The following is a 26,304-nucleotide window of genomic DNA, read 5'->3' on the forward strand; positions in this document are numbered from 1 at the left end:
GGGCGTGGGCGTCCGTCCGGAGAAGGAGAAGCCTGCCGAGCCGGCCGCGGACGCGGCGGTCACCACCGCCACGGACGACGCCGCCAAGGCGGTGCCCGCTCCGGCGGCTGCGGCCAAGACCACCAAGGCCAAGGCCACGGCAGCCAAGAGCTGACCCGTGACACGACGAACGGACTGGGCCGAGTACGCGTATCCCGGCGCCCCGCAGGGGCGCGGGGAAGGCGGCGACAGCCTGGCCTACGGTGCGGACGGCGTACCCGAGAAGTCGTACGGCGATGAGCCGGGCGGCGAGTGGTCGGCCGGTGGCTTCGGCTTCGCCGGTGCGTCCGGTCCGCCGTTCGGCGGCCCGGAGTCCGGCGATGGTTCGGTGGGCAGCGGTCGGCCTTTCCGGAGTTCGGCGTCCGACGGCACCTCGCCCGACGGGAGATCGACCGACGGGGGATCGACCGACGACGGCGCATCCGGCCGCGGCTCGCGCCGCAGCCGCGGAGCGCGCGGCGGGGGCGCTTCATGGGAAGGCGGCTCACGGGAGGGTGGCTCACGCGGTAGGCGTGGGCGCCGTGGTCGCGGCTTCGGAGAGTCGTCCGGAGGTGACGGGGGTGACTTCTCCTCGTCGAGGGCCGAGAAGGAGGAGCCACCGGCGGACCCGGCCGAGCGGGCGCGGGGCATCTGTCTGCGCCTGCTCACCGGGAACCCGCGCACCCGCAAGCAACTCGCGGACGCCCTGCGCAAGCGGGAGATCCCGGACGAGGTGGCGGACGAGGTGCTGTCGCGGTTCGAGGAGGTCGGACTGATCAACGACGGTGCGTTCGCGGACGCCTGGGTGGAGTCCCGGCACCACGGCCGGGGACTGGCGCGGCGCGCGCTCGCCCAGGAGCTGCGCACCAAGGGCGTCGACTCCACGCTGATCGACGAGGCCGTCTCCCAGCTCGACTCCGAGCAGGAAGAGACGACGGCACGCGAACTGGTGGACCGCAAACTGCGGTCCACTCAAGGCCTCGACCGCGACAAGCGGCTACGGCGCCTCGCGGGCATGCTGGCCCGCAAGGGCTACTCCCAGGGCATGGCCCTCAGAGTGGTCCGGCAGGCACTGGAAGAAGAGGGCGAGGACACGGAGTTCCTCGGGGACGAAGGGTACTGATCCGGGTTCCCGTCCGGTTCCTGCTCGGTTCCGGCTCCGGTTTCTCGGCGGTGCAGACAGCCTGAACACGGTGGACGCGCGGGGGCGCCGACCGCGTTCAGGCGAGCACCGGCCGAGGCTTCAGGCTCGCGCACGATTTCCTCGCCCGGCACGTCGACAACTCGCTCGCCATGTGGGTCGCCGAGCGGGTCCGGGAGTTCGCGCTGCTGCGGATCGCGGGGGCGCCCCGGCGTCAGGTGCTGCGGATGTTGCGGATCGAGGCGCTGTCGGTGGTGCTGCTCGCCGCGGCGCTCGCGCTCGTCGCCACGGCCCTCCCAGGGCGGGCGGCGCTCCAGGTGCGGAAACGGCCCAGTGGCTGCTCCCTCGCTGTCGTCACCAGGCCGTGTCCGCACAAGTCCCGCCTGCCTCGCGACGCACCGTTTCCCGATTCGCCGAGGGCGCGTGCTCCGCACGCTAAGTGTGCGTTCCGTGAAGGGTTCGCATGTTTGGTGCGGGAGTAGCTTCTGCTGCCGTCACTCCCCGGCCCTCTCGCCTGCTGAGCCGCAGTCAGGCCTGCCTGAGCGTCTTCAGGCCGTTCCATCGGCCGATCCTTCGCATGTCATGAAAGGCGGCCCCTTGTTCCCGCCCGCGCACCACCGAAGACCGCTGATGGCCACCCTGGTGGGTGTCGGCCTCTTACTGAGTGGCTGCGGACTCGAGTCGAGTGCCGCGCCCGCCGACGACGGGCCGATCACGCTCGGGTTCGTCAACGGCGGCAGTACCGAGTTCCACACCTGTCTGCAGGAGTCGATCGCGAACACGGCCAAGAGCAACTTCGCGAGGCTCGTCACGGCCAACTCGCATCAGGACGCCGCGCAGGAACTCTCCAACATCCAGTCCATGATCGCGCGTCATGTCGACGCGATCATCGTGCAGACCGTCAACACCGACGCGCTCAAGAGCGACATCGCCAAGGCCAGGAAGGCGCACATTCCGATCTTCCTGACCTCGGTCAGTGCCGATCCGTCCGACATCCTCGGAGCCGTCGTCGTCGACCTGAAGACGGTGGGCAAGCTCGACGCCGACTGGATCGAGGACGACGCGGCCGGTCGCGAGGTGCAGGTGGCCGTCATCGCGGGTGCACCGGGCGCCGCCTCCGACCTCCTGGTCGGCGGATTCACCAAGGGACTGCCGGCGAACGCGAAGGTGGTCGCGAACCAGCCCGCCATGTTCGTCGCCGCGAAGGCGAAGACCGTCGCCGCGGACATGATCAAGGCGCACCCCGGTCTGGACTACGCCTTCGTCGCCAACGAGGAGATGGCGTTCGCCGCCCGCAAGGCGTTCGACGCGGCCGGCGGCAAGAAGGTCAGGATCGTGACGGTCAACGGCACCGACGAGGCCCTCGCCGCCCTCAAGGACGGCCGTTTCGCCGCCACTGTCTCCAACTCGGCCAAGGACACCGGCGAACTGGCCGTCACCAACGTCATCAGCCTTCTCCGTAAGGAGAAGGTGGAGAAGATCGCCACGACCCCGGCCCGCCTGGTCACGAAGGCCAACGCGGACACCGCCCCGCTCTACTGCCCCTCCGACGGACTGTGAGCGGAGACGGGGGCCTCACTGGCACGTGGTGGACCCGGACTGTCACGTCGTAGACACCGTGTCTACGACGTGACAGGAAGTCCCGCCGCCTTCCACGCCTGGAAGCCGCCGACCAGGTCCGTCGCGCGGTGCAGGCCCAGCCGGTGCAGGGACTCGGCGGCCAGGCTGGAGGCGTAGCCCTCGTTGCAGATCACCACGACGCGCAGGTCGTGGCCGGTGGCTTCGGGGACGCGGTGGCTGCCCTGGGGGTCGAGGCGCCACTCCAGTTCGTTGCGCTCGACGACCAGGGCACCGGGAATGAGGCCGTCCCGGTCGCGCAGGGCCGCGTAGCGGATGTCGACCAGGAGGGCCGTACCGTCGAGGGCGGCGTCGTACGCCTCCCTGGCCTCGATCCGCTGATAGTCCGCGCGGACCCGCTCCAGCAACTCGTCTATGCCGGGCGGCAGTTCGCGTACGGCACTCACTGCCAGTCCTCCGGGCGCTCGACCTGCTCCAGGCGCAGCACCGGGCCGGTGCGGCTGTAGCGGCGGATCTGCGGCAGCGGCGGGTAGTAGGCGTGGACGGAGATCGCGTGCTCCTCGGGAGACTCGTTGAGCACCTCGTGGACGTGGTGGTGGCCGAAGGCGCGGCCCTTGCCGGTCGGCAGTCGCCGCTCGCGGTCCACGCCCTCCTCCAGTTCGAGGGTCTTCCAGCCGTGGCTCGGGAGCCGCGCGGCGAGCGAGTTCTCTTTGAGTTCACCGGCGGCGGTGAGGAAGGCGCCCACCGAGTCGGCGTGGTCGTGCCAGCCCGTGCCGCTGCCGGGCGGCCAGCCGATCAGCCAGGCCTCGCTGCCGCCGGGTCCTTCGAGCCGCACCCAGGTGCGGCCCTCGGGGTCGAGGGGTAGCGAGGCGATGAGCTCGGCGTCGGCGGCCGTACGCCGTACGAAGTCGAGCAGGTCCGCCTGTGTCGGAGCCTGGGCGGGCGCGGCGGGGGACACGGAGGCAGAGGGGGATACAGACACGTGCACCGTCCTGATGAGTGTTCGCGAGGGCACGCGCGGGCCCACAGAAAGGGCGCGCGCGAGTGAGAGAGATGCGAATTCAGCAGGAGACGTGACAGACGCAGCCCACGTAGCGGACGAGGTCCAGATGGACCTTCCGCCAGAGGTGGACAGAGGTGTCGGTCATGATCCGGAGTACAGCACGACGGTGCGGGCCGGTCAACTCAGCGTCGCTATGTGGACAGTTAGCGTAGGGAGGCCTCAGCGGGAGCCGGCGGTGGCCTCCGTCTTCGCCGGGCCGCCCAGAGTTGCCTCGGCCGCCGCGTACAGATCGGCCGGCCGTACCCCGCTCAGGGCGGTGACCAGGTGTCCGTCGGGCCGTACGAGCAGGACGGTGTGGGCGGCGGCGCCCGGGTAGCTCTCGGCGACCAGCAGCTCGGCCGGGTGCGGCAGCGCCGTCACCGCGGCCGCCAGGCGTGGCATGACTCCGGCGGTCACCCAGTGTTTGCGCTCCCACACGCCCGTGCCCGGTGCGACCAGTACGACCAGCAGGGCACCGAGTCCGAGGCGGTCCCGCAGCCGTACGAAGGAGCCGTCCTCGGCGGTGACCCGGACATCGGTGACCGGCGCGCCGGGCGGGGTGTCGACGTCGACCTCGCCCTCGATGTGCCGGGGCGCGAGCGGCGAGTCGGCGTACGCCCCCGGCGCACCGAGCGGGCCGCGCCCCAAGTGACCGTCCGTGAGCAGCGAGTCGTGACCGCGTGCAGAGCCGGGCACGACCGCGCGCAGCCCGGCACCGCCGCGCACCAAGGGCAGCGCCTGGTCGGCGGCGCGCAGCCGGGCCGCTACGACCGACCGCCGCTCCGCCTGATAGCTGTCGAGCAGCGCCTCGTGCGGCCCGTGGTGCCAGGCAGGCGCCAGCTTCCAGGCGAGGTTGTCGGCGTCCCGCAGCCCCTCGTCCAGCCCCTGCGTACCGAGCGCCCCCAGCAGATGCGCCGCGTCCCCTGCGAGAAACACCCGCCCGACCCGCCACCGGCGCGCGAGCCGGTGGTGCACGGTGTGTACACCGGTGTCGAGCAGCTCGTACGGCGGTGTCGGCCCCTCGGTCCAGCCCGCGAGGGTCTCCCGGATGCGGGTGAGCAGCAGCTCGGGCGTGACCAGGTCCTTGCCCGGGGGCAGCAGCCAGTCCAGGCGCCACACGCCGTCCGGGAGAGGGCGTCCGGTGACCTCCCCGGCCGAGGGTCCGGACGTCCGCCACGGCGGCACCCGGTGCAACAACGCCTGGTCGGGCCACGGAAGTTCCGTGCGCAGCGCGGCCACGGCGTGTCGTTCCACCGCCGTACGGCCGGGGAAGCGGATGTCCAGGAGCTTGCGCACGGTGGAGCGGGGGCCGTCGCACCCGACGAGGTAACTGCCGCGCCACCAGGTGCCCTTGGGGCCGCGGGTGTGGGCGGTGACGCCCGAGGGTTCCTGCTCGATCGCGTCGAGGCGGTTGTCCACCGCGAGCTTCACGAGTCGTTCGCCCGCGAGGGCCTGGCGCAGGGCGCCGGTCAGCACGTGCTGGGCGATGTGCAGGGGGGCGGGCTCGGTGTCGTCGAAGGTGATCTCGCGCATCACCTGCTTGCGCCGCATCGACCGCCATCCGGCCCAGTGCGCACCGGCCTTGGCGAGCGGAACGCCGGTCAGCCGCTCCAGCAGCGCCGCGGTGTCCTCGCGCAGGACGACGGTCCGCGCGGGGCGCGGTTCGTCCTTGCCCGGACCCTCGTCGAGGACGACGGAGGGCACCTCCTGCCGCGCCAGCGCCAGGGAGAGCGTGAGCCCCACGGGCCCCGCTCCGACGATGATCACCGGGTCCACGGTGCGGCGCCCCCTGCCCGTGACGGTGTCCTCAGGGACGCATGTGAACAGGAAGTTGGAGCAGGGTGCACGATCACAGAACGTATGCAACCCATTGCCGGTGCTTGCGTCAAGTGACGGAGGCAGTGGCGATCATGCCACTGCCTCCGTGTCGTTCATGCCATATGACCGATCATCAGATCGTGCCGCCCGCGCCGGTCCCGAAGCCGCCCGCCACCTGCGCGGGGTTGAGCCCGGTGGCGTCTTCGAGGGCGACGGTCGCGCCTGTGCTCTTCTTGCTGCGCCGCAGCCTGCGCTCCAGCCAGCTCGCGAAGGTGGTGAGAACGAGGTTCAGCAAGATGTAGATGATCCCGACGACGATGAAACTCGCCACCACGTTGGCGTAGTTGGCCGCGAGGGTGCTGCGTGAGTTGAGCAGCTCCGTGAGGCCGAGCATCACGCCGCCCAGGGCGGTGTCCTTCACGATCACCACGAGCTGGCTGACGATCGCCGGCAGCATGACGGTGACGGACTGCGGGAGCAGGATGCTCGTCATCGTCTGGCCCTTGCGCAGCCCGACCGCGTACGCGGCCTCCGTCTGCCCCTTGGGAAGGGACAGGATGCCCGCCCTGACGATCTCGGCGAGCACCGAGGCGTTGTAGAGCACCAGGCCGGTGACGACGGCGTACAGGGGCCGGTCCTCGCTGCCGATGTTCGTGGAGCGGACGTAGAACTCGTTCGCGAACAGCATCATCAGCAGGACCGGGATCGACCGGAAGAACTCGACCACCACGCCGGCCGGGATGCGCACCCAGCGGTGGTCGGACAACCGGGCGATGCCGAACAGCGCGCCCAGGGGGAGGGCGATCAGCATGGAGAGCGCGGCGGCCTTCAGGGTGGTGCCCAGGCCGGGCAGCAGATACGTCGTCCAGGCGTCCGACGTGGTGAACGGCTGCCACAGGGCCCACTTCAGCTGGCCCTTGTCGTCCATCGTGCGCCAGATCCACCACAGGAACGCGGCGAGCAGGACCACGAAGACGACGGTCAGGAGCACGTTGCGCCGCTTGGCGCGGGGGCCGGGCGCGTCGTAGAGGACGGAGGTCATCGCTTCACCGCCATTCGCTTGCCCAGCCAGCCGAGGAAGAGGCCGGTGGGCAGGGTCAGTACCACGAAGCCGAACGCGAAGACCGCACCGATGGCGACCGTCTGGGCCTCGTTCTCGATCATCGACTTCATCAGGGCGGCCGCCTCGGCGACACCGATCGCCGCCGCCACGGTCGTGTTCTTGGTGAGGGCGATCAGTACGTTGGCCAGCGGTGTGATGACCGCGCGGAACGCCTGCGGAAGGATGATGATCCGCAGTACCTGACTGAAGCTCAGCCCGATGGCGCGCGCAGCCTCGGCCTGTCCGACGGGCACGGTGTTGATGCCGGAGCGCACCGCCTCGCAGACGAAGGCCGCGTGGTAGGCGATGAGACCCAGCAGTGCGAGCCGGAAACCCTGCACCTTGAAGTCGTCGGACGCGCCCATCGTCACGCCGAAGATGTCGGCGAGGCCGAGCGAGGTGAAGACGATGATGACCGTCAGGGGGATGTTCCGGACGGTGTTGACGTAGAAGGTGGCGAAGCCACGCATCAGGGGGACGGGACTGACCCGCATTCCGGCCAGCAGAGTGCCCCAGACCAGGGAGCCGAGGGCGGAGATGACGGTGAGTTTCACCGTCATCCAGAACGCCCCTAGGACGTCATAACCTTGAAGAAAGTCGAACACGATCTCCCGCGCTTCCGGGTATGGGGCCTGCCTTACGGGCGATTTCCAGGGCTACTTGACGATGTTGCCGATCTTCGGGGCGGGCTCGTTCTTGTAGCCGGCCGGGCCGAAGTTCTTGGTGACCGCCGTCTGCCAGGCGCCGCTGCTGACCATCTTCTCCAGCGCGGTGTTGATCTTGGTGACGGTCGCGGAGTCGCCCTTCTTGACGCCGATGCCGTAGTTCTCGTTGCTGAGCTTGAGGCCGGCGAGCTTGAACTGACCCTTGTACTTGTCCTGCGAGGCGAAGCCCGCGAGGATCGAGTCGTCGGTGGTCACCGCGTCCACGGCGCCGCTCTGCAGGCCCGCGATGCACTCCGAGTAGCCGCTGTACTCACGGAGGTTGGCCTTCGGGGCGATCGTGTCGTGGATGTTCTGCGCCGAGGTCGAGCCGGTCACGGAACACAGCTTCTTGCCGTTGAGGTCCGTGCCCTTGGCGATCGTCGAGTCCTTCTTGACCAGCAGGTCCTGGTGGGCCAGCAGGTAGGGGCCGGCGAAGTCGACCTTCTGCTTGCGCTCGTCGTTGATGGAGTACGAGGCCGCGATGAACTTGACGTCACCGCGCGCCAGTGCGTTCTCGCGGTCGGCGCTCTTGGTCTCGACCCACTCGATCTGGGCGGGCTTGTAGCCGAGCTGCCCGGCCACATAGGTCGCCACGTCCACGTCGAAGCCGGCGAAGCTCCCGTCCGGCTGCTTCAGGCCGATGCCCGGCTGATCGAACTTGATGCCGACCTTGATCTTGCCGCCGCCGCTGGAACCCGAACCGGAGTCGTCCTTGTCGCTGCTGCCGCAGGCCGTCGCGGCGAGCGAGAGGACGAGCGCGGTGGCTGCGACGGCGGTGACCTTGCGAAGCTTCATGATGAACATCCTTTGGGTGGTGGGGAGATGAGGGCCCGTCAGGGCGCGTGGCGGCGGCTCTGAGGGTGTGCGGGGTCCACGGCGGCAGTCGGCGGCCACCCGTCGTGGACGGGCCGTCAGCGGCCGGCTGTCGTCGTTCTTCGGTGCTCTTGGGTTCTGCCGTTGTTCTTCGGGGCTCTTGGGCGTTCTCGGTTGGTCGTCAGTGGTGCAGGATCTTCGACAGGAAGTCCTTGGCCCGGTCGCTGCGCGGGTTGCTGAAGAACTGGTCGGGCACGGCCTCTTCGACGATGCGGCCGTCGGCCATGAACACCACGCGGTTGGCCGCCGAACGCGCGAAGCCCATCTCGTGGGTGACGACGATCATCGTCATCCCGTCCCGGGCCAGCTGCTGCATGACCTCGAGGACCTCGTTGATCATCTCCGGGTCGAGCGCCGAGGTGGGCTCGTCGAAGAGCATCACCTTGGGATCCATGGCCAGCGCCCGCGCGATGGCGACACGCTGTTGCTGACCGCCGGACAGCTGCGCCGGGTACTTGTCCGCCTGGGTGGCGACGCCGACCCTGTCGAGGAGGGCCCGGGCCTTCTCCTCGGCCTGCTTCTTGTCGGCCTTGCGGACCTTGACCTGGCCGAGCATCACGTTCTCGAGCACCGTCTTGTGCGCGAAGAGGTTGAAGGACTGGAAGACCATCCCGACGTCGGCACGCAGCCGGGCCAGCTCCCTGCCCTCCTGGGGCAAGGGCTTGCCGTCGATCGCGATGGCGCCCGAATCGATCGTCTCCAGGCGGTTGATGGTGCGGCACAGCGTGGACTTTCCGGACCCGGAGGGGCCGATCACCACGACGACCTCACCGCGGGCGATCGACAGATCGATGTCCTGGAGTACGTGCAACGCGCCGAAGTGCTTGTTGACGCTCTTCAGGACGACCAGTTCGCCCGTCGGGACCGCGTCTTCCTTGGCCACCGATACCTTGGTCATCGCTTGCTGGCTCCGTCCTCGTCGGTTGCGGAGGACAGTAGTGAGGCCTTACGACCAGCGTCATCACATCTGAGCGAGATCTGAGCATCACGATCGGATAGCAATCGGACACGTGTCGTAGCACTTGTCGTAAGGCCGCGTACCGGCTGCGTAACGGAAACCGCCCGCAACCGGAACCCCCTTGACGGCGTCTTCGTCCATCAGCGTGACTGCCTGGGTGCACGCGCGCGTGAGACGTGCTTTCGTACAGGCCGAGACCATACGAACGATGAACCGGAGGGGGCCGGGATGAGACTGCTCCTCGTCGAGGACGACAACCATGTCGCCGCCGCTCTGTCCGCGGTCCTGGCGCGGCACGGCTTCGAGGTCACCCATGCCCGCAGCGGCGAGGAGGCCCTCCAGGCGCTCGTCCCCGAGGGCGATGTCTTCGGAGTCGTCCTCCTCGACCTCGGCCTGCCCGACCAGGACGGCTACGAGGTCTGCGGCAAGATCCGCAAGCGCACCAGCACCCCGGTGATCATGGTGACCGCGCGGTCCGACGTACGCTCCCGCATCCACGGCCTCAACCTCGGAGCCGACGACTACGTGGTGAAGCCGTACGACACCGGGGAGCTGCTGGCCCGCATCCACGCCGTCAGCCGGCGCAGTGTGCACGAGGACGCGACCGGGGGTGGCGACACCGCGCTGCGGCTCGGCCCGGTGCGCATCGAACTGCCCACCCGCCAGGTCAGCGTGGACGGTTCGGTCGTCCAGCTGACCCGCAAGGAGTTCGACCTGCTGGCGCTGCTGGCACAGCGTCCCGGGGTGGTGTTCCGGCGGGAGCAGATCATCAGCGAGGTGTGGCGCACCAGTTGGGAGGGCACGGGACGCACCCTGGAGGTGCATGTCGCGTCCCTGCGCGCCAAACTGCGGATGCCCGCGCTGATCGAGACCGTACGAGGCGTCGGCTACCGGCTCGTCGCCCCGGCCACGTAGCGGGCACGGGTGCGCACACGTCTTCTCCCGCTGCTCATCGTCCTGATGGCGGCCGTTCTGCTGGCCCTCGGTGTTCCGCTCGCCATCAGCGTCGCCGCGGCCCAGCAGCAGAAGGTGATCGTCGACCGTATCGACGACACCGCGCGGTTCGCGGCGCTCGCCCAGTTCGTCACCGACGCGCCCACGGGCAGCCGCCCCGCCGACATGGTCCCGGACGAACGCCAGCAGACCCTGGACCGCGAACTCGCCAGCTACTACGAGGTCTACGGCATCCGCGCGGGCGTCTTCTACCGGACCGACACCTCCATGGCGAACGCGCCGGACGACTTCCTGCTCCCCAAGACCGGCGAGGTCCGCGACGCCTTCGACGAGGCCCTGCTCAGCCGCCGCAGCCACGACCCGGAACAGGTCTGGCCCTGGCAGCGCCACCGCCTGGTCGTCGCCTCGCCGGTCATCCGGGACGGCGACGTCATAGCGGTCGTGGTCACCGACTCGCCCACCGGGCCGATGCGTTCACGGACCCTGCGCGGCTGGCTGACGATCGGCGCCGGCGAGATCGGCGCCATGCTGCTGGCCGTCGGCGCGGCCCTGCGGCTGACCGGCTGGGTCCTGCGGCCCGTACGCGTGCTCGACGCCACCACCCACGACATCGCCACAGGGCGCCTCAAGTCCCGGGTCGCGGCCGCCGGCGGGCCGCCGGAACTCCAGCGCCTGGCCCGATCGTTCAACGAGATGGCGGACAACGTCGAGGACGTGCTGGAGCAGCAGCGCGCCTTCGTCGCCGACGCCTCGCACCAGTTGCGCAACCCGCTCTCGGCGCTGCTGCTGCGCATCGAACTGCTCGCGCTCGAACTGCCGGAGGACAATGACGAGATCGCCTCGGTCCGCACCGAGGGCAAACGCCTGACCCAGGTCCTGGACGACCTGCTCGACCTGGCCCTGGCCGAACACGCGGATGCCGACCTCAGGATCACCGACATCGGCGCGCTGACCGCCGAGCGCGTCGCCGCCTGGTCGCCGACCGCAGAGGCCAAGGGCGTGCGCCTGGTGGGCAGTTGTCCGCCCACCACCGCCTGGGCCGACCCGGTCACGCTCTCCAGCGCCCTGGACGCGGTGATCGACAACGCGGTGAAGTTCACGCCCGAGGAGCAGTGCGTCGAGGTGACGGTCGCGTCGAACGGCGAGACCTCCACGGTCGTCGTCACGGACCACGGCCCCGGCCTCACCGAGGAGGAACTCGCCCGCGTCGGCGACCGCTTCTGGCGCAGCGGCCGGCACCAGAACATCAAGGGCTCCGGCCTCGGCCTGTCCATCTCCCAGGTCCTGCTGGCCGCGGGCGGCGGCTCCCTGACGTACGACCACCACGAGCCGCACGGGCTCAAGGTGACCGTGTCGGTGCCCAGGAGCGGGCCCACGGCCTGAGCGGGCGCCAGGGGGCCGTCCTGTGCGCCCACGGCCTGAGAGGGCGTCAACGGCAGCTGTGCGCCTACGGCTTGACGGAGCGGTAGTAGCGCCGGGCGCCCTCGTGCAGCACCAGGGGGTCGGTGTAGATCGCCGTGCGCAGGTCCACGAGCTGCGCGGAGTGCACATGCGCGCCGATGCCGTCCCGGCTCTTGATCACGGTCTTGGTGATCCACTCCGTGAGTCTTGGGTTCAGGTCCTTGCGGGTCATCAGCAGGTTGGAGACGGCGATGGTGGGCACCGTGGACCCCCGCTGGATGTCGGGGTAGGCCGACTCCGGCATGTTGGTGGCGCGGTAGTAGCGGGTGGTGTCGCCCTCCTCGTGCATCTTCGCCACGAGGGTGGCCTCTATCGGCACGAACCGGAACGCGTAATGGGCGGCCAGGTCCTTCAGGCCGTCCGTCGGCAGACCGCCGGACCAGAAGAAGGCGTCGAGCTTGCCCTTCTTGAGCAGGTCCGGTCCGGTGTCGATGCCGGCCGCCACCGGCTTGACGCCCTTCTCCGGGTCGATGCCGGCCGCCGTGAGCACCCGGTTCGCGATCAGCCGCACACCCGAGCGGTCCGGCCCTATGGCCACCCGCTTGTTCCGCAGATCGGCGACCGAGTTGATGTCCGAGTCGCGCGGGACGATGAGCTGGACGTAATCGTCGTAGAGCCGCGCGATTCCGCGCAGCCCGGCGGCACCGGGCTTACCGTCCGCCTCGTACGTCTCCACCGCGTCGGCCGCGGCGATCGTGAAGTCGGCGTGACCGGTCGCCACGCGCGCGACGTTCTCCTGCGACCCGGCGCTGTTCACCAGCTTCACCTTGAGGCCCGGCATGTCCTTGTCGAGCTCGGCGCGCAGCAGCTTGCCGTACTCCTGGTAGACCCCGAGCGGTGTCCCGGTGCTGAAGGTGATCGTCCCGGTCGGCGGCTCGTCGCCCAGGGGCAGCAGCCACCACAGCAGCAGCCCGAACGCGACGAAGCCGGCCGCCGCGCCCGTCAGGGCCCGGCGCCTGCTGATATGGGAGAACACCTTGAGCATGCGCGCGATCCTGCCAGCCCTTGAGCGGTACTGACCAGGGCCGGGCTCGCGGGCCGGTGGTGTCAGTGACGGCCGATAGGGTCGTGGCATGAGTTCTTCGCCCGCCGACCTGGTCCGCGAATTCCACCTCGCCTTCGGGCTCGACGCCCGCAGCACACCCACCGAGGTCGCCCCCGACCTCGCCGCCCACCGCGGCGAACTGCTCGCCGAGGAGGCCGCGGAGGTCGCCGAGGTCTCGGTCGGCGGCCCCCTCGACCGACTGGCGCACGAACTGGCCGACGTCGTCTACGTCGCGTACGGCACGGCCCTCGTCCACGGCATAGACCTCGACGCGGTGATCGCCGAGGTCCACCGCTCCAACATGACCAAGATCGGCCCGGACGGAGAGATCGCCCGCCGGGCCGACGGCAAGGTCCTCAAGGGCGAGCACTACGAGACGCCGGATGTGCGCGGGGTGCTGCGAAAGCAGGGATGGAGCGGCGGAACTCCGGATTCCGGCCGTAGCTCCGAGTGACGTGAGTCACGGCGGTTCTCAGCCGCAGAAGGAGTCACTCCCGGCACCGCCTACCCTTGTCGCATGAGCAGCGGTGACCGGAGCGGGGCAGTGGACGTCAAAACGTACGAAGTGCGCACCTACGGGTGCCAGATGAACGTCCACGATTCCGAGCGGCTCTCCGGGCTCCTGGAGGGCGCCGGTTACGTGCGCGCGCCCGAAGGGTCGGACGGCGACGCCGACGTCGTCGTCTTCAACACCTGCGCCGTGCGCGAGAACGCCGACAACCGCCTCTACGGCAACCTCGGGCGCCTCGCCCCGATGAAGACCAAGCGCCCCGGAATGCAGATCGCCGTCGGCGGCTGCCTCGCGCAGAAGGACCGCGACACCATCGTGAAGAAGGCGCCCTGGGTGGACGTCGTCTTCGGCACGCACAACATCGGCAAGCTGCCCGTCCTGCTGGAACGCGCGCGCGTCCAGGAAGAGGCGCAGGTCGAGATCGCGGAGTCCCTGGAGGCCTTCCCCTCGACGCTGCCGACCCGGCGCGAGAGCGCCTACGCGGCCTGGGTGTCGATCTCCGTCGGCTGCAACAACACGTGCACCTTCTGCATCGTCCCGGCGCTGCGCGGCAAGGAGAAGGACCGCCGCACCGGCGACATCCTCGCCGAGATCGAGGCCCTGGTCGGCGAGGGCGTCTCCGAGATCACCCTGCTCGGCCAGAACGTCAACGCGTACGGCTCCGACATCGGCGACCGCGAGGCCTTCAGCAAGCTGCTGCGGGCCTGCGGGACCATCGACGGCCTGGAGCGGGTCCGCTTCACGTCCCCGCACCCGCGTGACTTCACCGACGACGTCATCGCCGCGATGGCCGAGACGCCGAACGTGATGCCGCAGCTGCACATGCCCATGCAGTCCGGCTCCGACCTGATCCTGAAGGCGATGCGCCGGTCCTACCGCCAGGAGCGGTACCTCGGGATCATCGAGAAGGTCCGCGCGGCCATCCCGCACGCCGCCATCACCACCGACATCATCGTGGGCTTCCCCGGGGAGACCGAGGAGGACTTCCAGCAGACGATGCACGCGGTCCGCGAGGCACGCTTCGCGCAAGCGTTTACGTTCCAGTACTCCAAGCGGCCCGGCACCCCGGCCGCGACGATGGAGAACCAGATCCCCAAGGAGGTCGTCCAGGAGCGCTACATGCGTCTGGTCGCCCTCCAGGAGGAGATCTCCTGGGACGAGAACAAGAAGCAGGTCGGCCGCACCCTGGAGCTGATGGTCGCCGAGGGCGAGGGCCGCAAGGACGGCGCCACCCACCGCCTCTCCGGACGCGCCCCCGACAACCGCCTCGTCCACTTCACCAAGCCGGACCAGGAGGTTCGCCCCGGTGACGTGGTGACGGTCGAGATCACCTACGCCGCCCCGCACCACCTTCTCGCCGAGGGCCCCACCCTGAACGTGCGTCCCACGCGCGCGGGCGACGCCTGGGAGAAGCGCAACGCGGCCGAGGCCGCCAAGCCGGCCGGTGTGATGCTGGGCCTGCCGAAGATCGGCGCCCCCGCACCGCTGCCGGTGGTCACTGGGAGCGGCTGCGGCTGCGACTGAGGTCGCGACCCGCCGCGACCCACTGAGCCGCGCCGCGACCCGCTGAGCCGCGCCGACGCGTCCGTCGGCGTGGCCAAGTGGACCGTCGGAGCTCCTTGTTAGTGTTCCGGCCATGCTCGTAGCCGCCGCCGTCTGCCCTTGCCCCCCGCTTCTCGTCCCCGACGTCGCCGCCGGTGCCGCCTCCGAGATGGACGCCGCGCGTGCCGCGTGCACCGACGCGCTCGGGGTGCTCGCCGCCGCCCGGCCCGACCGTCTGGTGGTCGTCGGACCCGCCGAGCAGAGCGGGCGCGGGCCGCACCCCGAAGGCGCCCGGGGTTCGTTCCGCGGCTTCGGAGTGGACCTCGACGTACGCCTCGGGAAGGACCGGGCCGCCGTGCCGGAGCGGTCGCTTCCCCCCTCGCTGGCCGTCGCCGCGTGGCTGCTGGAGCGGACCGGCTGGTCCGACGCCCCGATCGAGGGACTCGGTGTGGGGGAACCTCTCGCGGCCGAGCGGTGTATCGAAGTCGGGAGGGACATCGTCGCGCAGGCCGAGCGGGTTGCGCTGCTGGTGATGGGCGACGCCAGCGCGTGCCGGACGCTGAAGGCACCGGGCTATCTCGACGACCGCGCGGCACCCTTCGACGCCGAGGTGGCGCGAGCGCTGGGAGCGGCGGACGTGCCCGCCCTCAAGGCGCTGGACGCCGACCTGGCGTACGAGCTGAAGGCCTCCGGCCGTGCCCCCTGGCAGGTCCTCGCGGGCGCGGCGGAGGGCGCGGACCTCGGCGGCGCGCTGCTGTACGAGGACGCGCCGTACGGCGTCGGATACGTGGTCGCGACCTGGTCGTAGGCGCGGTGCGGCCGTGAAGGTGGCGCGGTCGAGAACGCGGTGCAGCCGTGGACGTGGTGCGGTCGATAACGCGTCGCGGCCGAGAATGCGGTGCAGCGCACAGCGCGGTCCAGCCGTGCGCGTGGTCCAGCCGTGTACGTCGTCGTGAAAGCGGCGTGGCCGCGAAGCCCGCCGTGAACACGGCTCAGCCGCGAAACGGCGGACGGCCGGGGAGCTGAGTGCTCCGCGGCCGTCCGCCGATCGATGTGCGGGTGCCGGTCAGGTGGCCGGCGGGGGCGAGTCCGGCGGTGCGGTCGTGCCGCCGCGCTCCGTCCCCGTGCTTCCCGCGCTGCCCGTGTCGTCCTTGTGCGCGAGTCGGTCCATGGCGTCCTTGGCCTTGCCCGTGCCCGTCTGGATCTTGTCGCTGTACTTGCCCTTGGTCTTCTCGTCGACCATCTTCGCGGCCTTGTCGAGACCGCTCTCGATCTTGCCTCCGTGCTGCTGAGCGAGGCCCGAGACCTTGTCCTTCGCCGGGGCGAGTTTGGCCTTCAAACTGTCCATCAGACCCATGGTTCACCTTCCACGCGGGGCGGTTATGTGCGGGCGCCTTCACCGGCTTCGTTGTCGGCGGCCTCTTCGGCGGACTGCTGCTTGGGGATCTCGACGCCCTCCGCGGCCCCGACGGCCTCCGTCGCCGTCGTCTCCGCCGCTTCCTGGGCGCCTGCCCCCGCCTCGGTCTCCGACACCTCGTCCGCCGCTTCGGCCGTGAGGTCCTCGGCCGTCTCCGCGTCGGCCTGCGTGCCGGCGGTCGACGCGTCCTCCGTAGCCTTCGTCCTCCGAAGAAGTCGGTCAAAAACGCCCATATCCACTCCATACGTTACTCGTGCGGGCGAAATCCCGCGTAGCCCGGTGCGTCCGTTTGCGTCACCCGGGGCGCCGCCTCCAGAAACCGGCGGCGGGACATCTCCCAACGGGCAACGACCCCACACGGGTGCCGTCACGTAACTCGTTCGAGGCGGGGTCCGGCGTTTGGGAGACTGTGAACGTGAGCAGCGCACCCCCCGCCCCCCGAGTCATCGCCGTCGTCGGACCGACCGCGGCCGGAAAGTCCGATCTGGGCGTCTTCCTGGCCCAGCGTCTAGGTGGCGAGGTCGTCAACGCCGACTCCATGCAGCTCTACCGAGGGATGGACATCGGCACCGCCAAGCTGACGCCCGAGGAGCGTGGCGGCATCCCGCACCACCTCCTGGACATCTGGGACGTGACCGTCACGGCGTCCGTCGCCGAGTACCAGCGCCTCGCCCGCGAGCACATCGACGCCCTGCTCGCCGCGGGCCGCTGGCCGATCCTGGTCGGCGGCTCGGGGCTGTACGTGCGCGGGGCCGTCGACAACCTGGAGTTCCCCGGCACCGACCCCGAGGTCCGGGCCCGCCTGGAGGAGGAGCTCGCCCTGCGCGGCTCCGGCGCCCTGCACGCCCGCCTGGCCGCCGCCGACCCCGAGGCCGCGCGCGCGATCCTGCCCAGCAACGGCCGCCGTATCGTCCGGGCCCTGGAGGTCATCGAGATCACGGGCAAGCCCTTCACCGCCAACCTCCCGGGCCACGACTCGGTCTACGACACCGTCCAGATCGGCGTCGACGTGGCCCGCCCCGAACTCGACGAGCGCATCGCGCGCCGGGTCGACCGGATGTGGAGCGGGGGACTCGTCGACGAGGTGCGGGAGCTGGAGGTGCGCGGGCTGCGCGAGGGGGTCACCGCGTCCCGCGCGCTCGGCTATCAGCAGGTGCTCGCGGCGCTCGCGGGGGAGTGCACGGAAGAGGAGGCGCGCGCGGAGACCGTGCGGGCCACCAAGCGCTTCGCGCGCCGTCAGGATTCGTGGTTCAGACGCGATCCCCGGGTGCACTGGTTGAGTGGGGCTGCGGCCGATCTCACAGAACTTCCGCACCTGGCACTGGCGTTGGTCGAACGACCGGTCACAGCCTGATCACGTCATGGCATCGGGACGCTCCGGCCGCCGTTGCGGCCTCCGGGGGCGTGCCATCATCGAGCTTCGATCGACCAAGTGGAGTCCGAGTTGGGAGGGCGCGTGGCGATGGAGGCCGGCCCTCGCGACACCGCAGAAGGCGCTGAGCAGGTCACCGCGGACCGTGGTGAACCGGAAGAGGCCGACGGCCGACTGAGCCCGGACGGCCCGGACGAGATCCAGGGCGGCGTGACCGCCGACGGTCCCGGTCCCGACGAGATGTACGCGGGGCCCGAGGTCGAGGTCGAGCTGCGCCCGCAGCGTCGTCTGCGCATCTGGCAGCTCGCCCCCATCGTGGCCCTGGCCGCTGTCGGCTCCCTGATGTTCGCCTTCCCGCTCGCCTTCGACTTCGGCGACAGCGGGGCCGTGATCGCCATGCTGGGCCTGCTCATCTGCTCCTGCGCGGCCGGCTGGGGCATGACCGCGGCCCGCCGCGTCGGCCACACCTGGCCCGGTTTCCCGCAGCGCGGCTCCGGGCGTCGCCTGGACTGGCGGGTCGTCGTCGCCTACGCCCTGGTGGTGGCCGTGGTCGTGGTGCTCGCCGTGTGGCGCGTGGCCAGGCTCCGCTAGGCGCCCCAGCTGCTCGCGGTGGTCGCTCACAACTGGTCGCCGGGATGTCGTAGCCACCCCGTACGATCGAGGAATGAGCACGCGGATCGCCTTCCTCAAGGGGCACGGCACCGAGAACGACTTCGTGATCGTCCCGGACCCCGAGAACGTCATCGACCTTCCTCCCGCCGCCGTGGCCGCCCTGTGCGACCGCCGCGCGGGCATCGGCGGCGACGGACTGCTGCATGTCGTACGGTCCGCCGCGCACCCCGAGGCACGGGACATGGCGGCCGAGGCGGAGTGGTTCATGGACTACCGCAACGGCGACGGCTCGGTCTCCGAGATGTGCGGCAACGGAGTGCGTGTGTTCGCGCGCTATCTCCAGCGCGCCGGACATGTGGCCGCAGGGGACATCGCGGTCGCCACGCGCGGGGGAGTCAAGACCGTCCACCTCGCCAAGGACGGTGACGTCACGGTCGGCATGGGCAAGGCGCTCCTCCCCGAAGGGGACGTCACGGTGAGCGTCGGCGAGCGCAGCTGGCCCGCGCGGAACGTGAACATGGGCAACCCGCACGCGGTCGCCTTCGTCGACGACCTCGCACACGCCGGCGACCTGTACTCCCCGCCGCCCTTCAGCCCGGCCGGTGCCTACCCGGAGGGCGTGAACGTCGAGTTCGTGGTCGACCGGGGTCCCGGCCACGTGGCCATGCGCGTCCACGAGCGCGGCGCGGGCGAGACCCGCTCGTGCGGCACGGGCGCGTGCGCGGTCGCGGTGGCCACCGCCCGGCGCGACGGCGCCGACCCGGCCGTCACCGGAACGCGGGCGACCTACACCGTCGGCGTACCCGGGGGAACGCTGGTGATCACCGAGTGGCCCGACGGCCGGATCGAGATGACCGGTCCTGCGGTGATCGTCGCCGAGGGCGAGATCGATGCCGAGTGGCTGGAAAGCGCCATCCGCTGAACGGGTGATTCGCAGTCCAGGCTGCCCCGGAGACCCTGATCCGAAGTCTCCGGCGGTCAGGTCGGCCGGAAAGCACGGTCGACCCCGGAGGGTGTGGCGCAAAACCGTAAACCTCCCGACCTTCGCTCGAATGGGTGATCCGTTTCACGCTCGGCGAGAGGCGGTCAGTCGCACGTGGTGGGCTCGGTAGCATCAAGCACCGGCCCGGACGGGGGATCGAAGATCCCCTGAGCCGAGTACGCCATGGGGCACCCGTCCGCCGGTCAAGCAGCCGGAGGTGCCCATGAGTGCGGAGGCCACGAACCCTGCGAGCCCAGGCCCTGTGACCAACACAGCGCCCCGCAGGAAGGCCCGCCCCCGGATCGACCTGCGCCGGCTCGGCCGGGCGGCCCTGCTCGGTCCCACCGCCCGCGACCGGCTGCCCGACGCCATCGGCCATGTCGCCGAGGCGCATCGCGCCCACCACCCCGACGCCGACCTCGAACCGCTGCGCCGCGCCTGGGTGCTGGCCGAGTCCTCGCACCGCGGCCAGATGCGCAAGAGCGGCGAGCCGTACATCACGCACCCCCTTGCCGTGACCCTGATCCTCGCCGAACTCGGCGCCGAGACCACGACGTTGACGGCCTCTCTGCTCCACGACACCGTCGAGGACACGGAGGTGACGCTCGATCAGGTCGGCGAGGAGTTCGGCGCCGAGGTGCGCTATCTCGTCGACGGCGTCACGAAGTTGGAGAAGGTCGACTACGGCGCCGCGGCCGAGCCCGAGACCTTCCGCAAGATGCTCGTCGCCACCGGCAGCGACGTCCGCGTGATGTCGATCAAACTCGCCGACCGGCTGCACAACATGCGCACCCTGGGTGTGATGCGCCCCGAGAAGCAGGCCCGTATCGCCAAGGTCACCCGTGACGTCCTCATCCCGCTCGCCGAACGGCTCGGCGTCCAGGCACTCAAGACCGAACTGGAAGACCTGGTCTTCGCGATCCTCCACCCCGAGGAGTACGACCACACACGCGAGTTGATCGTCGACAACGCCTCCCGCGCGGACGACCCGCTCGCCGAGGTCACCGACGAGGTGCGCACCGTCCTGCGCGACGCCGACATCCAGGCCGAAGTCCTCATCAGGCCACGGCACTTCGTCTCCGTGCACCGCGTCGCCCGCAAGCGCGGCAGGCTGCGCGGCGCCGACTTCGGCCGCCTCCTGGTGCTCGTCAACGAGGACGCGGACTGTTACGGCGTCCTCGGCGAACTGCACACCTGCCTGAAGCCCGTGGTCTCGGAGTTCAAGGACTTCATCGCCGTACCGAAGTTCAACCTCTACCAGTCGCTGCACACCGCCGTCGCCCACACGGACGGCCAGGTCGTCGAAGTCCTCATCCGCACCCACCAGATGCACAAGGTCGCCGAGGCCGGTGTCATCGCGCTCGGCAATCCCTACGCTCCTCCTTCGGAGGAGCAGCAGGCCACGAGCGACGGTGAGCGCGCCGACCCCACCCGGCCCGGGTGGCTCTCCCGCCTCCTCGACTGGCAGGAGGGCGCGCCCGACCCCGACACCTTCTGGTCGACGCTCCGCGAGGACCTCGCCCAGGACCGCGAGATCACCGTGTTCCGGCCCGACGGCGGCACGCTGGGCCTGCCCGACGGCGCGACCTGTGTGGACGCCGCGTACGCGCAGTACGGCGAGGACGCCCACGCCTGCATCGGCGCCCGCGTCAACGGCCGTCTGGCGACCCTCAGCACGGTTCTGCGGGACGGCGACACCGTCCAGCCCCTCATGGGCCAGGACCCGGCCTCCGAGCCCTCCAGGGAGTGGCTGGAGCACGCGCACACCCCCGCCGCCCGGATCGCCATCCAGCGATGGCTCGCGGCGCACCCGGGGCGCGGCGACGAGGCGGACGCCGACGCGGACGAGGGAGCGCAGAGCGTCCGATCGGCGCCCCCTGCGGCCGAAGGCGCCCCCACCAGCAACCCCGCCACCCCTCTCGTCGACCAGCCCGGCGCGACCGTACGGCTCGCCGGCTGCTGCACGCCCGTCCCGCCCGACGAGGTCACCGGATTCTCGGTGCGCGGCGGGGTCGTGACCGTCCACCGCGTCGAGTGCAGCGCGGTGGCGCACATGAAGAGCGTGGGGCGCGCGGAGGTCGGTGTGCGCTGGGGCGACACCACCGAGTGCCGGGTCACGCTGGTAGCCGAATCGTTCGGCCGCCCCCATCTGCTGGCCGACCTCACCGAGGCCATGGCCCTGGAGGGCGCCGAGATCGTCTCAGCGACGGTCGAACCCCCGAGCCAGCAGCGCGTCCGCCACACCTACACCCTCCAACTCCCGGATGCTGCGCACCTCCCGGCCCTCATGCGGGCGATGCGCAATGTGCCGGGCGTCTACGACGTGAGCCGGGCACAGCACCACACCACGGCCTTCTGAGCCCGGCTCAGGTCCGCACCCCCCGTCTCCTCGGGGCGCGCGCCTCCGGCGTGCCCGACGCTCCGTAGGCCCCCGGAAGACCTCGTTCGAGTGGGCCGGGCGCGAGTCGTCGGCGTGCGGTACGCGCGCGCTGGTAGCGGTGGTCCATGCTGCTCACCCCCCGCACCGCCACCCCTGGGGCCGGTACCAGGGCTCCCCGACGGCTGAAGGCGGCCCTGCTCGCCTCCGCCGTGTCCGTCTGCCTCGTCGCCGCGGGCGCGCCGCCCACGCCCCTGGGCGTCGGGGACCGCCTCTTCCCGGACCTGGGCAACCCGGGCTACGACGTGGCGTCGTACGACCTCTCCTTCGCCTATCCCGGCACCAACAGCAAGCCCCTCCAGGCCGTCACCACCATCGACGCGTGGACCACGGAGTCCCTGGACCGCATCAACCTCGACTTCGCGCACGGCACCGTGGACTCGGTCGAGGTCGACGGGCGGCCGGCCGCCTTCGAGAGCGTCGGCGAGGACCTGGTCGTCACCCCGAAGGAGCCGCTTTCCGAAGGCAGTTGGACGCGGATCACCGTGCGGCACACCAGTGACCCCGTCTCCGCCAAGGGCCAGGACGGCGGCTGGGTGCGCACCAAGGACGGGCTCGCGATGGCCAACCAGGCCGATGCCGCGCACCTGGTGTTCCCGTGCAACGACCATCCCTCCGACAAGGCGATGTTCACCATCAGGGTCACCGCGCCCAACGCCTACACGGCCGTCGCCAACGGACTGCCGGCCGGCGTCGACAAGGTCGGCGCGAACACCACCTGGACGTACCGCACCCAGCACCCCATGGCCACCGAACTGGCCCAGGTGTCCATCGGCCGCTCAGCCGTACTGCACCGCACCGGACCGCACGACCTGCCGATGCGCGACGTCGTGCCCGCCGCGGACGCCAAGCAGCTCGAACCGTGGCTCAAGAAGACCCCCGGCCAGATCGCCTGGATGGAGAGCAAGGTCGGCCGCTACCCCTTCGAGACGTACGGCCTGCTCATGGCCGACGCGTCCACCGGCTTCGAACTCGAGACCCAGACGATCTCTCTCTTCGAGAGAGATCTCTTCACAGAGCCCGCCTACCCCAAGTGGTACGTCGAGTCGATCATGGTGCACGAGCTGTCGCACCAGTGGTTCGGCGACAGCGTCAGCCCCCGCACCTGGTCCGACCTGTGGCTCAACGAGGGACACGCCACCTGGTACGAGGAGCTGTACGCGGAGGAGAAGGCGAACAGGCCCATGGAGACGCGGATGAAGGCCGCCTACGGCGCCTCCGACGGCTGGCGCGCCGCCGGCGGACCGCCCGCGCTTCCCAAGGCGCCCGCGCCCGGCCAGAAGATCAGCATCTTCCGCCCCAACGTCTACGACGGCGCCGCCCTCGTCCTCTACGCCCTGCGCCAGGAGATCGGCCGCCCCGCCTTCGAGCGCCTGGAGCGCACCTGGGTGAGCGTCCACCGGGACGGCGCGGCCACCACCGCCGACTTCGAGGACCTCGCCTCCGCGATCTCCGGCCGTGACCTGAGCGACTTCTTCCAGGCCTGGCTCTACGGCGCGAAGACCCCGCCGATGCCGGGTCACCCGGACTGGGTGTCGCAGGCACCTGTGAAATAAGGCCGTGACGAGGCGATCCGTACCGTGCGACCATCGTCGGGTCGGCGGCGCGGATCGCCCGGAATCTCCGGTCATCGGGAATCTCCGGAGGCCCTCGCACGTTGTCACCTTTGCAGGACTCCCATCGACGTAAGGACCCAATGACCTCCTCTTCTTCCCCTTCCCAGGACACTGAGCGCTTCGCGCACACCTACCCCGAAGGTCTTCGGGCCGATGCCCTGATGGAAGAGGACGTCGCCTGGAGCCACGAGATCGACGGAGACCGGGACGGCGACCAGTTCGACCGCTCCGAGCGCGCGGCCCTGCGCCGCGTCGCGGGCCTCTCCACCGAGCTCGAGGACGTCACCGAGGTCGAGTACCGACAGCTCCGCCTGGAGCGCGTCGTACTCGTCGGCGTCTGGACCACGGGTACGGCACAGGACGCGGACAACTCCCTGGCCGAGCTGGCCGCTCTCGCGGAGACCGCGGGCGCGCTCGTGCTCGACGGTGTCGTCCAGCGCCGCGACAAGCCCGACGCGGCCACCTACATCGGCTCCGGCAAGGCCAACGAACTGCGGGACATCGTCCTGGAGACCGGCGCCGACACCGTCATCTGCGACGGTGAGCTGAGCCCGGGCCAGCTGATCCACCTCGAAGACGTCGTCAAGGTCAAGGTCATCGACCGTACGGCCCTGATCCTCGACATCTTCGCCCAGCACGCCAAGTCCCGGGAGGGCAAGGCGCAGGTCGCGCTCGCGCAGATGCAGTACATGCTGCCGAGGCTCCGCGGCTGGGGTCAGTCGCTGTCCCGTCAGATGGGCGGCGGCTCGGGCGGCGGCCTCGCCACCCGTGGTCCCGGTGAGACCAAGATCGAGACGGACCGGCGCCGTATCCGCGAGAAGATGGCGAAGATGCGCCGGGAGATCGCGGACATGAAGACCGGCCGCGACATCAAGCGCCAGGAGCGCCGTCGCCACAAGGTGCCCTCGGTCGCGATCGCCGGTTACACCAACGCCGGCAAGTCGTCGCTGCTGAACCGGCTGACCGGCGCGGGCGTTCTGGTCGAGAACGCGCTGTTCGCGACCCTCGATCCGACCGTGCGCCGGGCCGAGACGCCGGGCGGGCGGCTGTACACGCTGGTCGACACGGTCGGATTCGTCCGGCACCTGCCGCACCACCTGGTCGAGGCCTTCCGTTCCACGATGGAGGAGGTCGGCGACGCCGACCTGATCCTGCACGTGGTGGACGGTTCGCACCCGGTCCCGGAGGAGCAGCTGGCCGCCGTACGCGAAGTGATCCGGGATGTCGGCGCCACCAAGGTGCCCGAGATCGTGATCATCAACAAGGCGGACGCGGCAGACCCGTTGACGCTCCAGCGGCTGATGCGGAACGAGAAGCGGTCCATCGCCGTCTCGGCCCGCACCGGCCAGGGCATCGACGAACTGCTCGCGCTCATCGACGCCGAACTGCCGCGCCCCTCGGTCGAGATCGAGGCGCTCGTGCCGTACACCCACGGCAAGCTGGTCGCCCGCGCCCACTCCGAGGGCGAGGTGATCTCCGAGGAGCACACCCCGGAGGGCACCCAGCTCAAGGTGCGGGTGCACGAGGAACTGGCGGCGGAACTCGCGCCGTACGTCCCGGCACCGCTGGCCTGACGGTCGTAGCGCAGCACGTCCTGAGGCTCGCCCCGGATCACCCGGGGCGAGCCTCAGTCGCGTCTACTGCCCTGCGAACTTCTTGCTGACCGAGTCGTACACACCCTTGGCCACATCGCCCAGCCGCGGACCCGCCAGCCAGCCCGAAGTCACCGGGCCGATCGAGGTGTTGGACACCAGCGCCGGCTTGCCGTCCGTGCCCGTCTCCACCCAGCCGCCGCCGGAGGAACCACCGGTCATGCTGCAGCCGATGCGGTACATCGTCGGGTCCGAGGCGTTGATCGACAGCCGCCCGGGCTTGTCCGCGCACTGGTACAGCGTCGAACCGTCGTACGGCTTCGCCGCGGGATAGCCGGTCGCCGTGATGCTCGACACCTTCGGCACAGCGGGCGCGTCGAAGTTCACCGGCAGCGCCGAACCGACCGTCTCCTCAAGGGACTTGCCCCCGCTGCCCTTCTCGGGCGTCACATGGATCACGGCGTAGTCGTACGACGAGCCCTGCCCACCCGTCTCGCCGCCCTGGTCGATCCACTGCTGCGAGGTCTGCGCCCAGTCGGCCCACCAGACGCCGTACGGAGCGACCTGGGCCCGGGTGGCCGTCTCCAACTGGGCTGTCGACATACCCGAGTTGTTGTACGACGGCACGAACGCGAGGTTGCGGTACCAGCCGCCCTTCTTGCCGGCGTGCACGCAATGGCCCGCCGTCCACACCAGGTTGGACTTGCCCGGGTGCGCCGGGTCCTCCACGACCGTCGCCGAGCAGACCATCGTGCCCTCGGGGGCATCGAAGAACACCTTGCCCGCCGTCGCCGCGTTGGCGTGGTACGTAGGCGACACGGCCTTCGCGTCCACCACCGCGGGCGTCGGGTCGGTCACGCCCTGGTCACCGGAGATGTCGTTGGTGTCGACACCCTTGTCCGGGTCGTTTGCGTCCCGCATCCGGCCGGAACTCCACAGCCCGTCGATGATCGGGTTGATGTAGTCGTTGGCCTCGCGCAGCCAGTCGTCCTTGTCCCAGTTCTTCCAGGCGCCGTGCTTCCACTTGTCGATGTCGATCCCGTGCTCTTTGAGCTTGTTCTTGATGTCGTCCGGGATCTTGATCTTGCCGTCACCGGTGTCACCGCTGGTCGCCGACGCGGTGGCCTGGCCGTCCGCCTTGGTGTCACCGGAGCCGCAGGCCGTCGCGGTGAGCGCGAGCGCCGAGGCGAGAGCAACGGCGGTCAGTACGGGGGTGGTTCCGCGACGCGCACCCCTCCCACGCCGGGCGGTGAAGGACGGCCGTATCGATCGCATGGTCTTGACTCCCCCTGGAGTGAACGGATGGTGCGCCACGGCTGTGATCTCAGCCGGAACTCATGGTGAGTTCACGCCGAACTCACGACCTTCGGGAACGGCATCACACACTATGCGCTCGCTGTGGGGGACTTCCGACGGAACGGCAACGGTTTCGCTACGGCAAGGATCTTGAAGCAACCCGTAACCCGTTGGGCGGTACGGGAGTTGGCTTCGACAGGGGCGGAGGGGGCTGCTGTTCGGTGGGTGGTCCG

General features: G+C 70.2%; 24 protein-coding genes and 1 pseudogene. 14 read left to right on the forward strand and 11 right to left on the reverse strand.

Translation table 11 applies throughout. The features are described 5' to 3' along the window. Window positions 1–157 precede the first annotated feature (157 nt). The 3 genes and pseudogenes from recX to SSP08S_RS37940 all read left to right on the forward strand — a co-directional run bounded on the left by recX (window position 158) and on the right by SSP08S_RS37940 (window position 2,719). Window positions 158–1,141: a recombination regulator RecX gene (recX, locus tag SSP08S_RS37930; RefSeq protein ID WP_019072871.1), complete on the forward strand. Its 984-nt coding sequence runs from the start codon at window positions 158–160 to the stop codon at window positions 1,139–1,141. Window positions 1,142–1,278: 137 nt separating this feature from the next. Beyond that, window positions 1,279–1,641 (forward strand): annotated as a pseudogene (locus SSP08S_RS64815) (FtsX-like permease family protein); the annotation flags it as partial. Between the two features lie 148 nt (window positions 1,642–1,789). After that, window positions 1,790–2,719: a sugar ABC transporter substrate-binding protein gene (locus SSP08S_RS37940; RefSeq protein ID WP_019072873.1), complete on the forward strand. Its 930-nt coding sequence runs from the start codon at window positions 1,790–1,792 to the stop codon at window positions 2,717–2,719. A 62-nt stretch (window positions 2,720–2,781) separates the two neighbouring features. Here the strand turns inward: SSP08S_RS37940 and SSP08S_RS37945 are convergent, their stop codons facing one another. From SSP08S_RS37945 to SSP08S_RS37975, 7 genes are all read right to left on the reverse strand, one after another. Then, the gene (locus SSP08S_RS37945; RefSeq protein ID WP_019072874.1) at window positions 2,782–3,183 is read right to left on the reverse strand and encodes a rhodanese-like domain-containing protein; all 402 of its coding nucleotides are present in this window, start codon (window positions 3,181–3,183) and stop codon (window positions 2,782–2,784) included. Continuing rightward, window positions 3,180–3,719 (reverse strand): cupin domain-containing protein, encoded by a 540-nt coding sequence (locus SSP08S_RS37950; protein ID WP_026179184.1) that lies wholly within the window; start codon window positions 3,717–3,719, stop codon window positions 3,180–3,182. Before SSP08S_RS37950 ends, SSP08S_RS37945 begins: the two co-directional genes overlap by 4 nt. A gap of 240 nt (window positions 3,720–3,959) precedes the next feature. Then, window positions 3,960–5,555 carry an FAD-dependent monooxygenase gene (locus SSP08S_RS37955; protein ID WP_019072876.1) on the reverse strand — a complete coding sequence of 532 codons (1,596 nt, stop codon included), beginning with the start codon at window positions 5,553–5,555 and terminating at the stop codon, window positions 3,960–3,962. Window positions 5,556–5,730: 175 nt separating this feature from the next. Continuing rightward, window positions 5,731–6,639 (reverse strand): amino acid ABC transporter permease, encoded by a 909-nt coding sequence (locus tag SSP08S_RS37960; protein ID WP_019072877.1) that lies wholly within the window; start codon window positions 6,637–6,639, stop codon window positions 5,731–5,733. After that, the gene (locus tag SSP08S_RS37965; RefSeq protein ID WP_026179185.1) at window positions 6,636–7,304 is read right to left on the reverse strand and encodes an amino acid ABC transporter permease; all 669 of its coding nucleotides are present in this window, start codon (window positions 7,302–7,304) and stop codon (window positions 6,636–6,638) included. Before SSP08S_RS37965 ends, SSP08S_RS37960 begins: the two co-directional genes overlap by 4 nt. 51 nt (window positions 7,305–7,355) lie before the next feature. After that, on the reverse strand, window positions 7,356–8,198 hold the full coding sequence (locus SSP08S_RS37970) for a glutamate ABC transporter substrate-binding protein (protein WP_019072879.1): 843 nt from the start codon (window positions 8,196–8,198) through the stop codon (window positions 7,356–7,358). Between the two features lie 199 nt (window positions 8,199–8,397). Beyond that, window positions 8,398–9,174 (reverse strand): amino acid ABC transporter ATP-binding protein, encoded by a 777-nt coding sequence (locus SSP08S_RS37975; RefSeq protein ID WP_019072880.1) that lies wholly within the window; start codon window positions 9,172–9,174, stop codon window positions 8,398–8,400. A gap of 288 nt (window positions 9,175–9,462) precedes the next feature. Here SSP08S_RS37975 and SSP08S_RS37980 point away from each other — a divergent pair, with 288 nt between their 5' ends. Then, window positions 9,463–10,149 carry a response regulator transcription factor gene (locus SSP08S_RS37980; protein ID WP_019072881.1) on the forward strand — a complete coding sequence of 229 codons (687 nt, stop codon included), beginning with the start codon at window positions 9,463–9,465 and terminating at the stop codon, window positions 10,147–10,149. Window positions 10,150–10,158: 9 nt separating this feature from the next. Then, entirely contained in the window at window positions 10,159–11,571 is a 1,413-nt protein-coding gene (locus SSP08S_RS37985) for a sensor histidine kinase (RefSeq protein ID WP_019072882.1), read from the forward strand. 64 nt (window positions 11,572–11,635) lie between these two features. Here the strand turns inward: SSP08S_RS37985 and SSP08S_RS37990 are convergent, their stop codons facing one another. Next, window positions 11,636–12,634, reverse strand: coding sequence for a TAXI family TRAP transporter solute-binding subunit (locus SSP08S_RS37990; protein ID WP_019072883.1), 999 nt, complete (start codon window positions 12,632–12,634; stop codon window positions 11,636–11,638). An 88-nt stretch (window positions 12,635–12,722) separates the two neighbouring features. Here SSP08S_RS37990 and SSP08S_RS37995 point away from each other — a divergent pair, with 88 nt between their 5' ends. The 3 genes from SSP08S_RS37995 to SSP08S_RS38005 all read left to right on the forward strand — a co-directional run bounded on the left by SSP08S_RS37995 (window position 12,723) and on the right by SSP08S_RS38005 (window position 15,555). After that, window positions 12,723–13,148: a pyrophosphohydrolase domain-containing protein gene (locus SSP08S_RS37995; protein ID WP_019072884.1), complete on the forward strand. Its 426-nt coding sequence runs from the start codon at window positions 12,723–12,725 to the stop codon at window positions 13,146–13,148. Between the two features lie 63 nt (window positions 13,149–13,211). Beyond that, the gene (gene miaB / locus SSP08S_RS38000) at window positions 13,212–14,729 is read left to right on the forward strand and encodes a tRNA (N6-isopentenyl adenosine(37)-C2)-methylthiotransferase MiaB (RefSeq protein WP_026179186.1); all 1,518 of its coding nucleotides are present in this window, start codon (window positions 13,212–13,214) and stop codon (window positions 14,727–14,729) included. Window positions 14,730–14,841: 112 nt separating this feature from the next. Further along, window positions 14,842–15,555, forward strand: a complete 714-nt coding sequence (locus SSP08S_RS38005) for a class III extradiol dioxygenase subunit B-like domain-containing protein (protein WP_019072886.1) — start codon at window positions 14,842–14,844, stop codon at window positions 15,553–15,555. 258 nt (window positions 15,556–15,813) lie between these two features. Here the strand turns inward: SSP08S_RS38005 and SSP08S_RS38010 are convergent, their stop codons facing one another. Continuing rightward, window positions 15,814–16,104 (reverse strand): antitoxin, encoded by a 291-nt coding sequence (locus SSP08S_RS38010; RefSeq protein WP_019072887.1) that lies wholly within the window; start codon window positions 16,102–16,104, stop codon window positions 15,814–15,816. 23 nt (window positions 16,105–16,127) lie between these two features. After that, on the reverse strand, window positions 16,128–16,397 hold the full coding sequence (locus SSP08S_RS38015; protein ID WP_019072888.1) for a hypothetical protein: 270 nt from the start codon (window positions 16,395–16,397) through the stop codon (window positions 16,128–16,130). A gap of 182 nt (window positions 16,398–16,579) precedes the next feature. On the opposite strand from SSP08S_RS38015, the gene miaA reads away from it, so the two are divergent. The 6 genes from miaA to hflX all read left to right on the forward strand — a co-directional run bounded on the left by miaA (window position 16,580) and on the right by hflX (window position 24,757). Next, a complete protein-coding gene (gene miaA, locus SSP08S_RS38020) occupies window positions 16,580–17,518 on the forward strand; it encodes a tRNA (adenosine(37)-N6)-dimethylallyltransferase MiaA (protein ID WP_026179187.1) in 939 nt (312 codons plus the stop codon). A gap of 108 nt (window positions 17,519–17,626) precedes the next feature. Beyond that, window positions 17,627–18,127, forward strand: a complete 501-nt coding sequence (locus SSP08S_RS38025; protein WP_019072890.1) for a hypothetical protein — start codon at window positions 17,627–17,629, stop codon at window positions 18,125–18,127. Between the two features lie 73 nt (window positions 18,128–18,200). Continuing rightward, entirely contained in the window at window positions 18,201–19,070 is an 870-nt protein-coding gene (gene dapF / locus SSP08S_RS38030) for a diaminopimelate epimerase (protein WP_019072891.1), read from the forward strand. A gap of 283 nt (window positions 19,071–19,353) precedes the next feature. Next, on the forward strand, window positions 19,354–21,489 hold the full coding sequence (locus tag SSP08S_RS38035) for a RelA/SpoT family protein (RefSeq protein WP_026179188.1): 2,136 nt from the start codon (window positions 19,354–19,356) through the stop codon (window positions 21,487–21,489). A gap of 146 nt (window positions 21,490–21,635) precedes the next feature. Next, on the forward strand, window positions 21,636–23,123 hold the full coding sequence (locus SSP08S_RS38040; RefSeq protein WP_019072893.1) for a M1 family metallopeptidase: 1,488 nt from the start codon (window positions 21,636–21,638) through the stop codon (window positions 23,121–23,123). Between the two features lie 140 nt (window positions 23,124–23,263). Further along, complete coding sequence (gene hflX, locus SSP08S_RS38045; protein WP_019072894.1) at window positions 23,264–24,757, forward strand: GTPase HflX; 1,494 nt, start codon at window positions 23,264–23,266, stop codon at window positions 24,755–24,757. Between the two features lie 63 nt (window positions 24,758–24,820). Here hflX and SSP08S_RS38050 read toward each other — a convergent pair whose 3' ends face one another. Further along, window positions 24,821–26,050, reverse strand: a complete 1,230-nt coding sequence (locus SSP08S_RS38050; RefSeq protein ID WP_019072895.1) for a trypsin-like serine peptidase — start codon at window positions 26,048–26,050, stop codon at window positions 24,821–24,823. Window positions 26,051–26,304 lie beyond the last annotated feature (254 nt).

The sequence above is a fragment of the Streptomyces hokutonensis genome (genome assembly GCF_000376565.1).
GTDB classification, from domain to species: domain Bacteria; phylum Actinomycetota; class Actinomycetes; order Streptomycetales; family Streptomycetaceae; genus Streptomyces; species Streptomyces hokutonensis.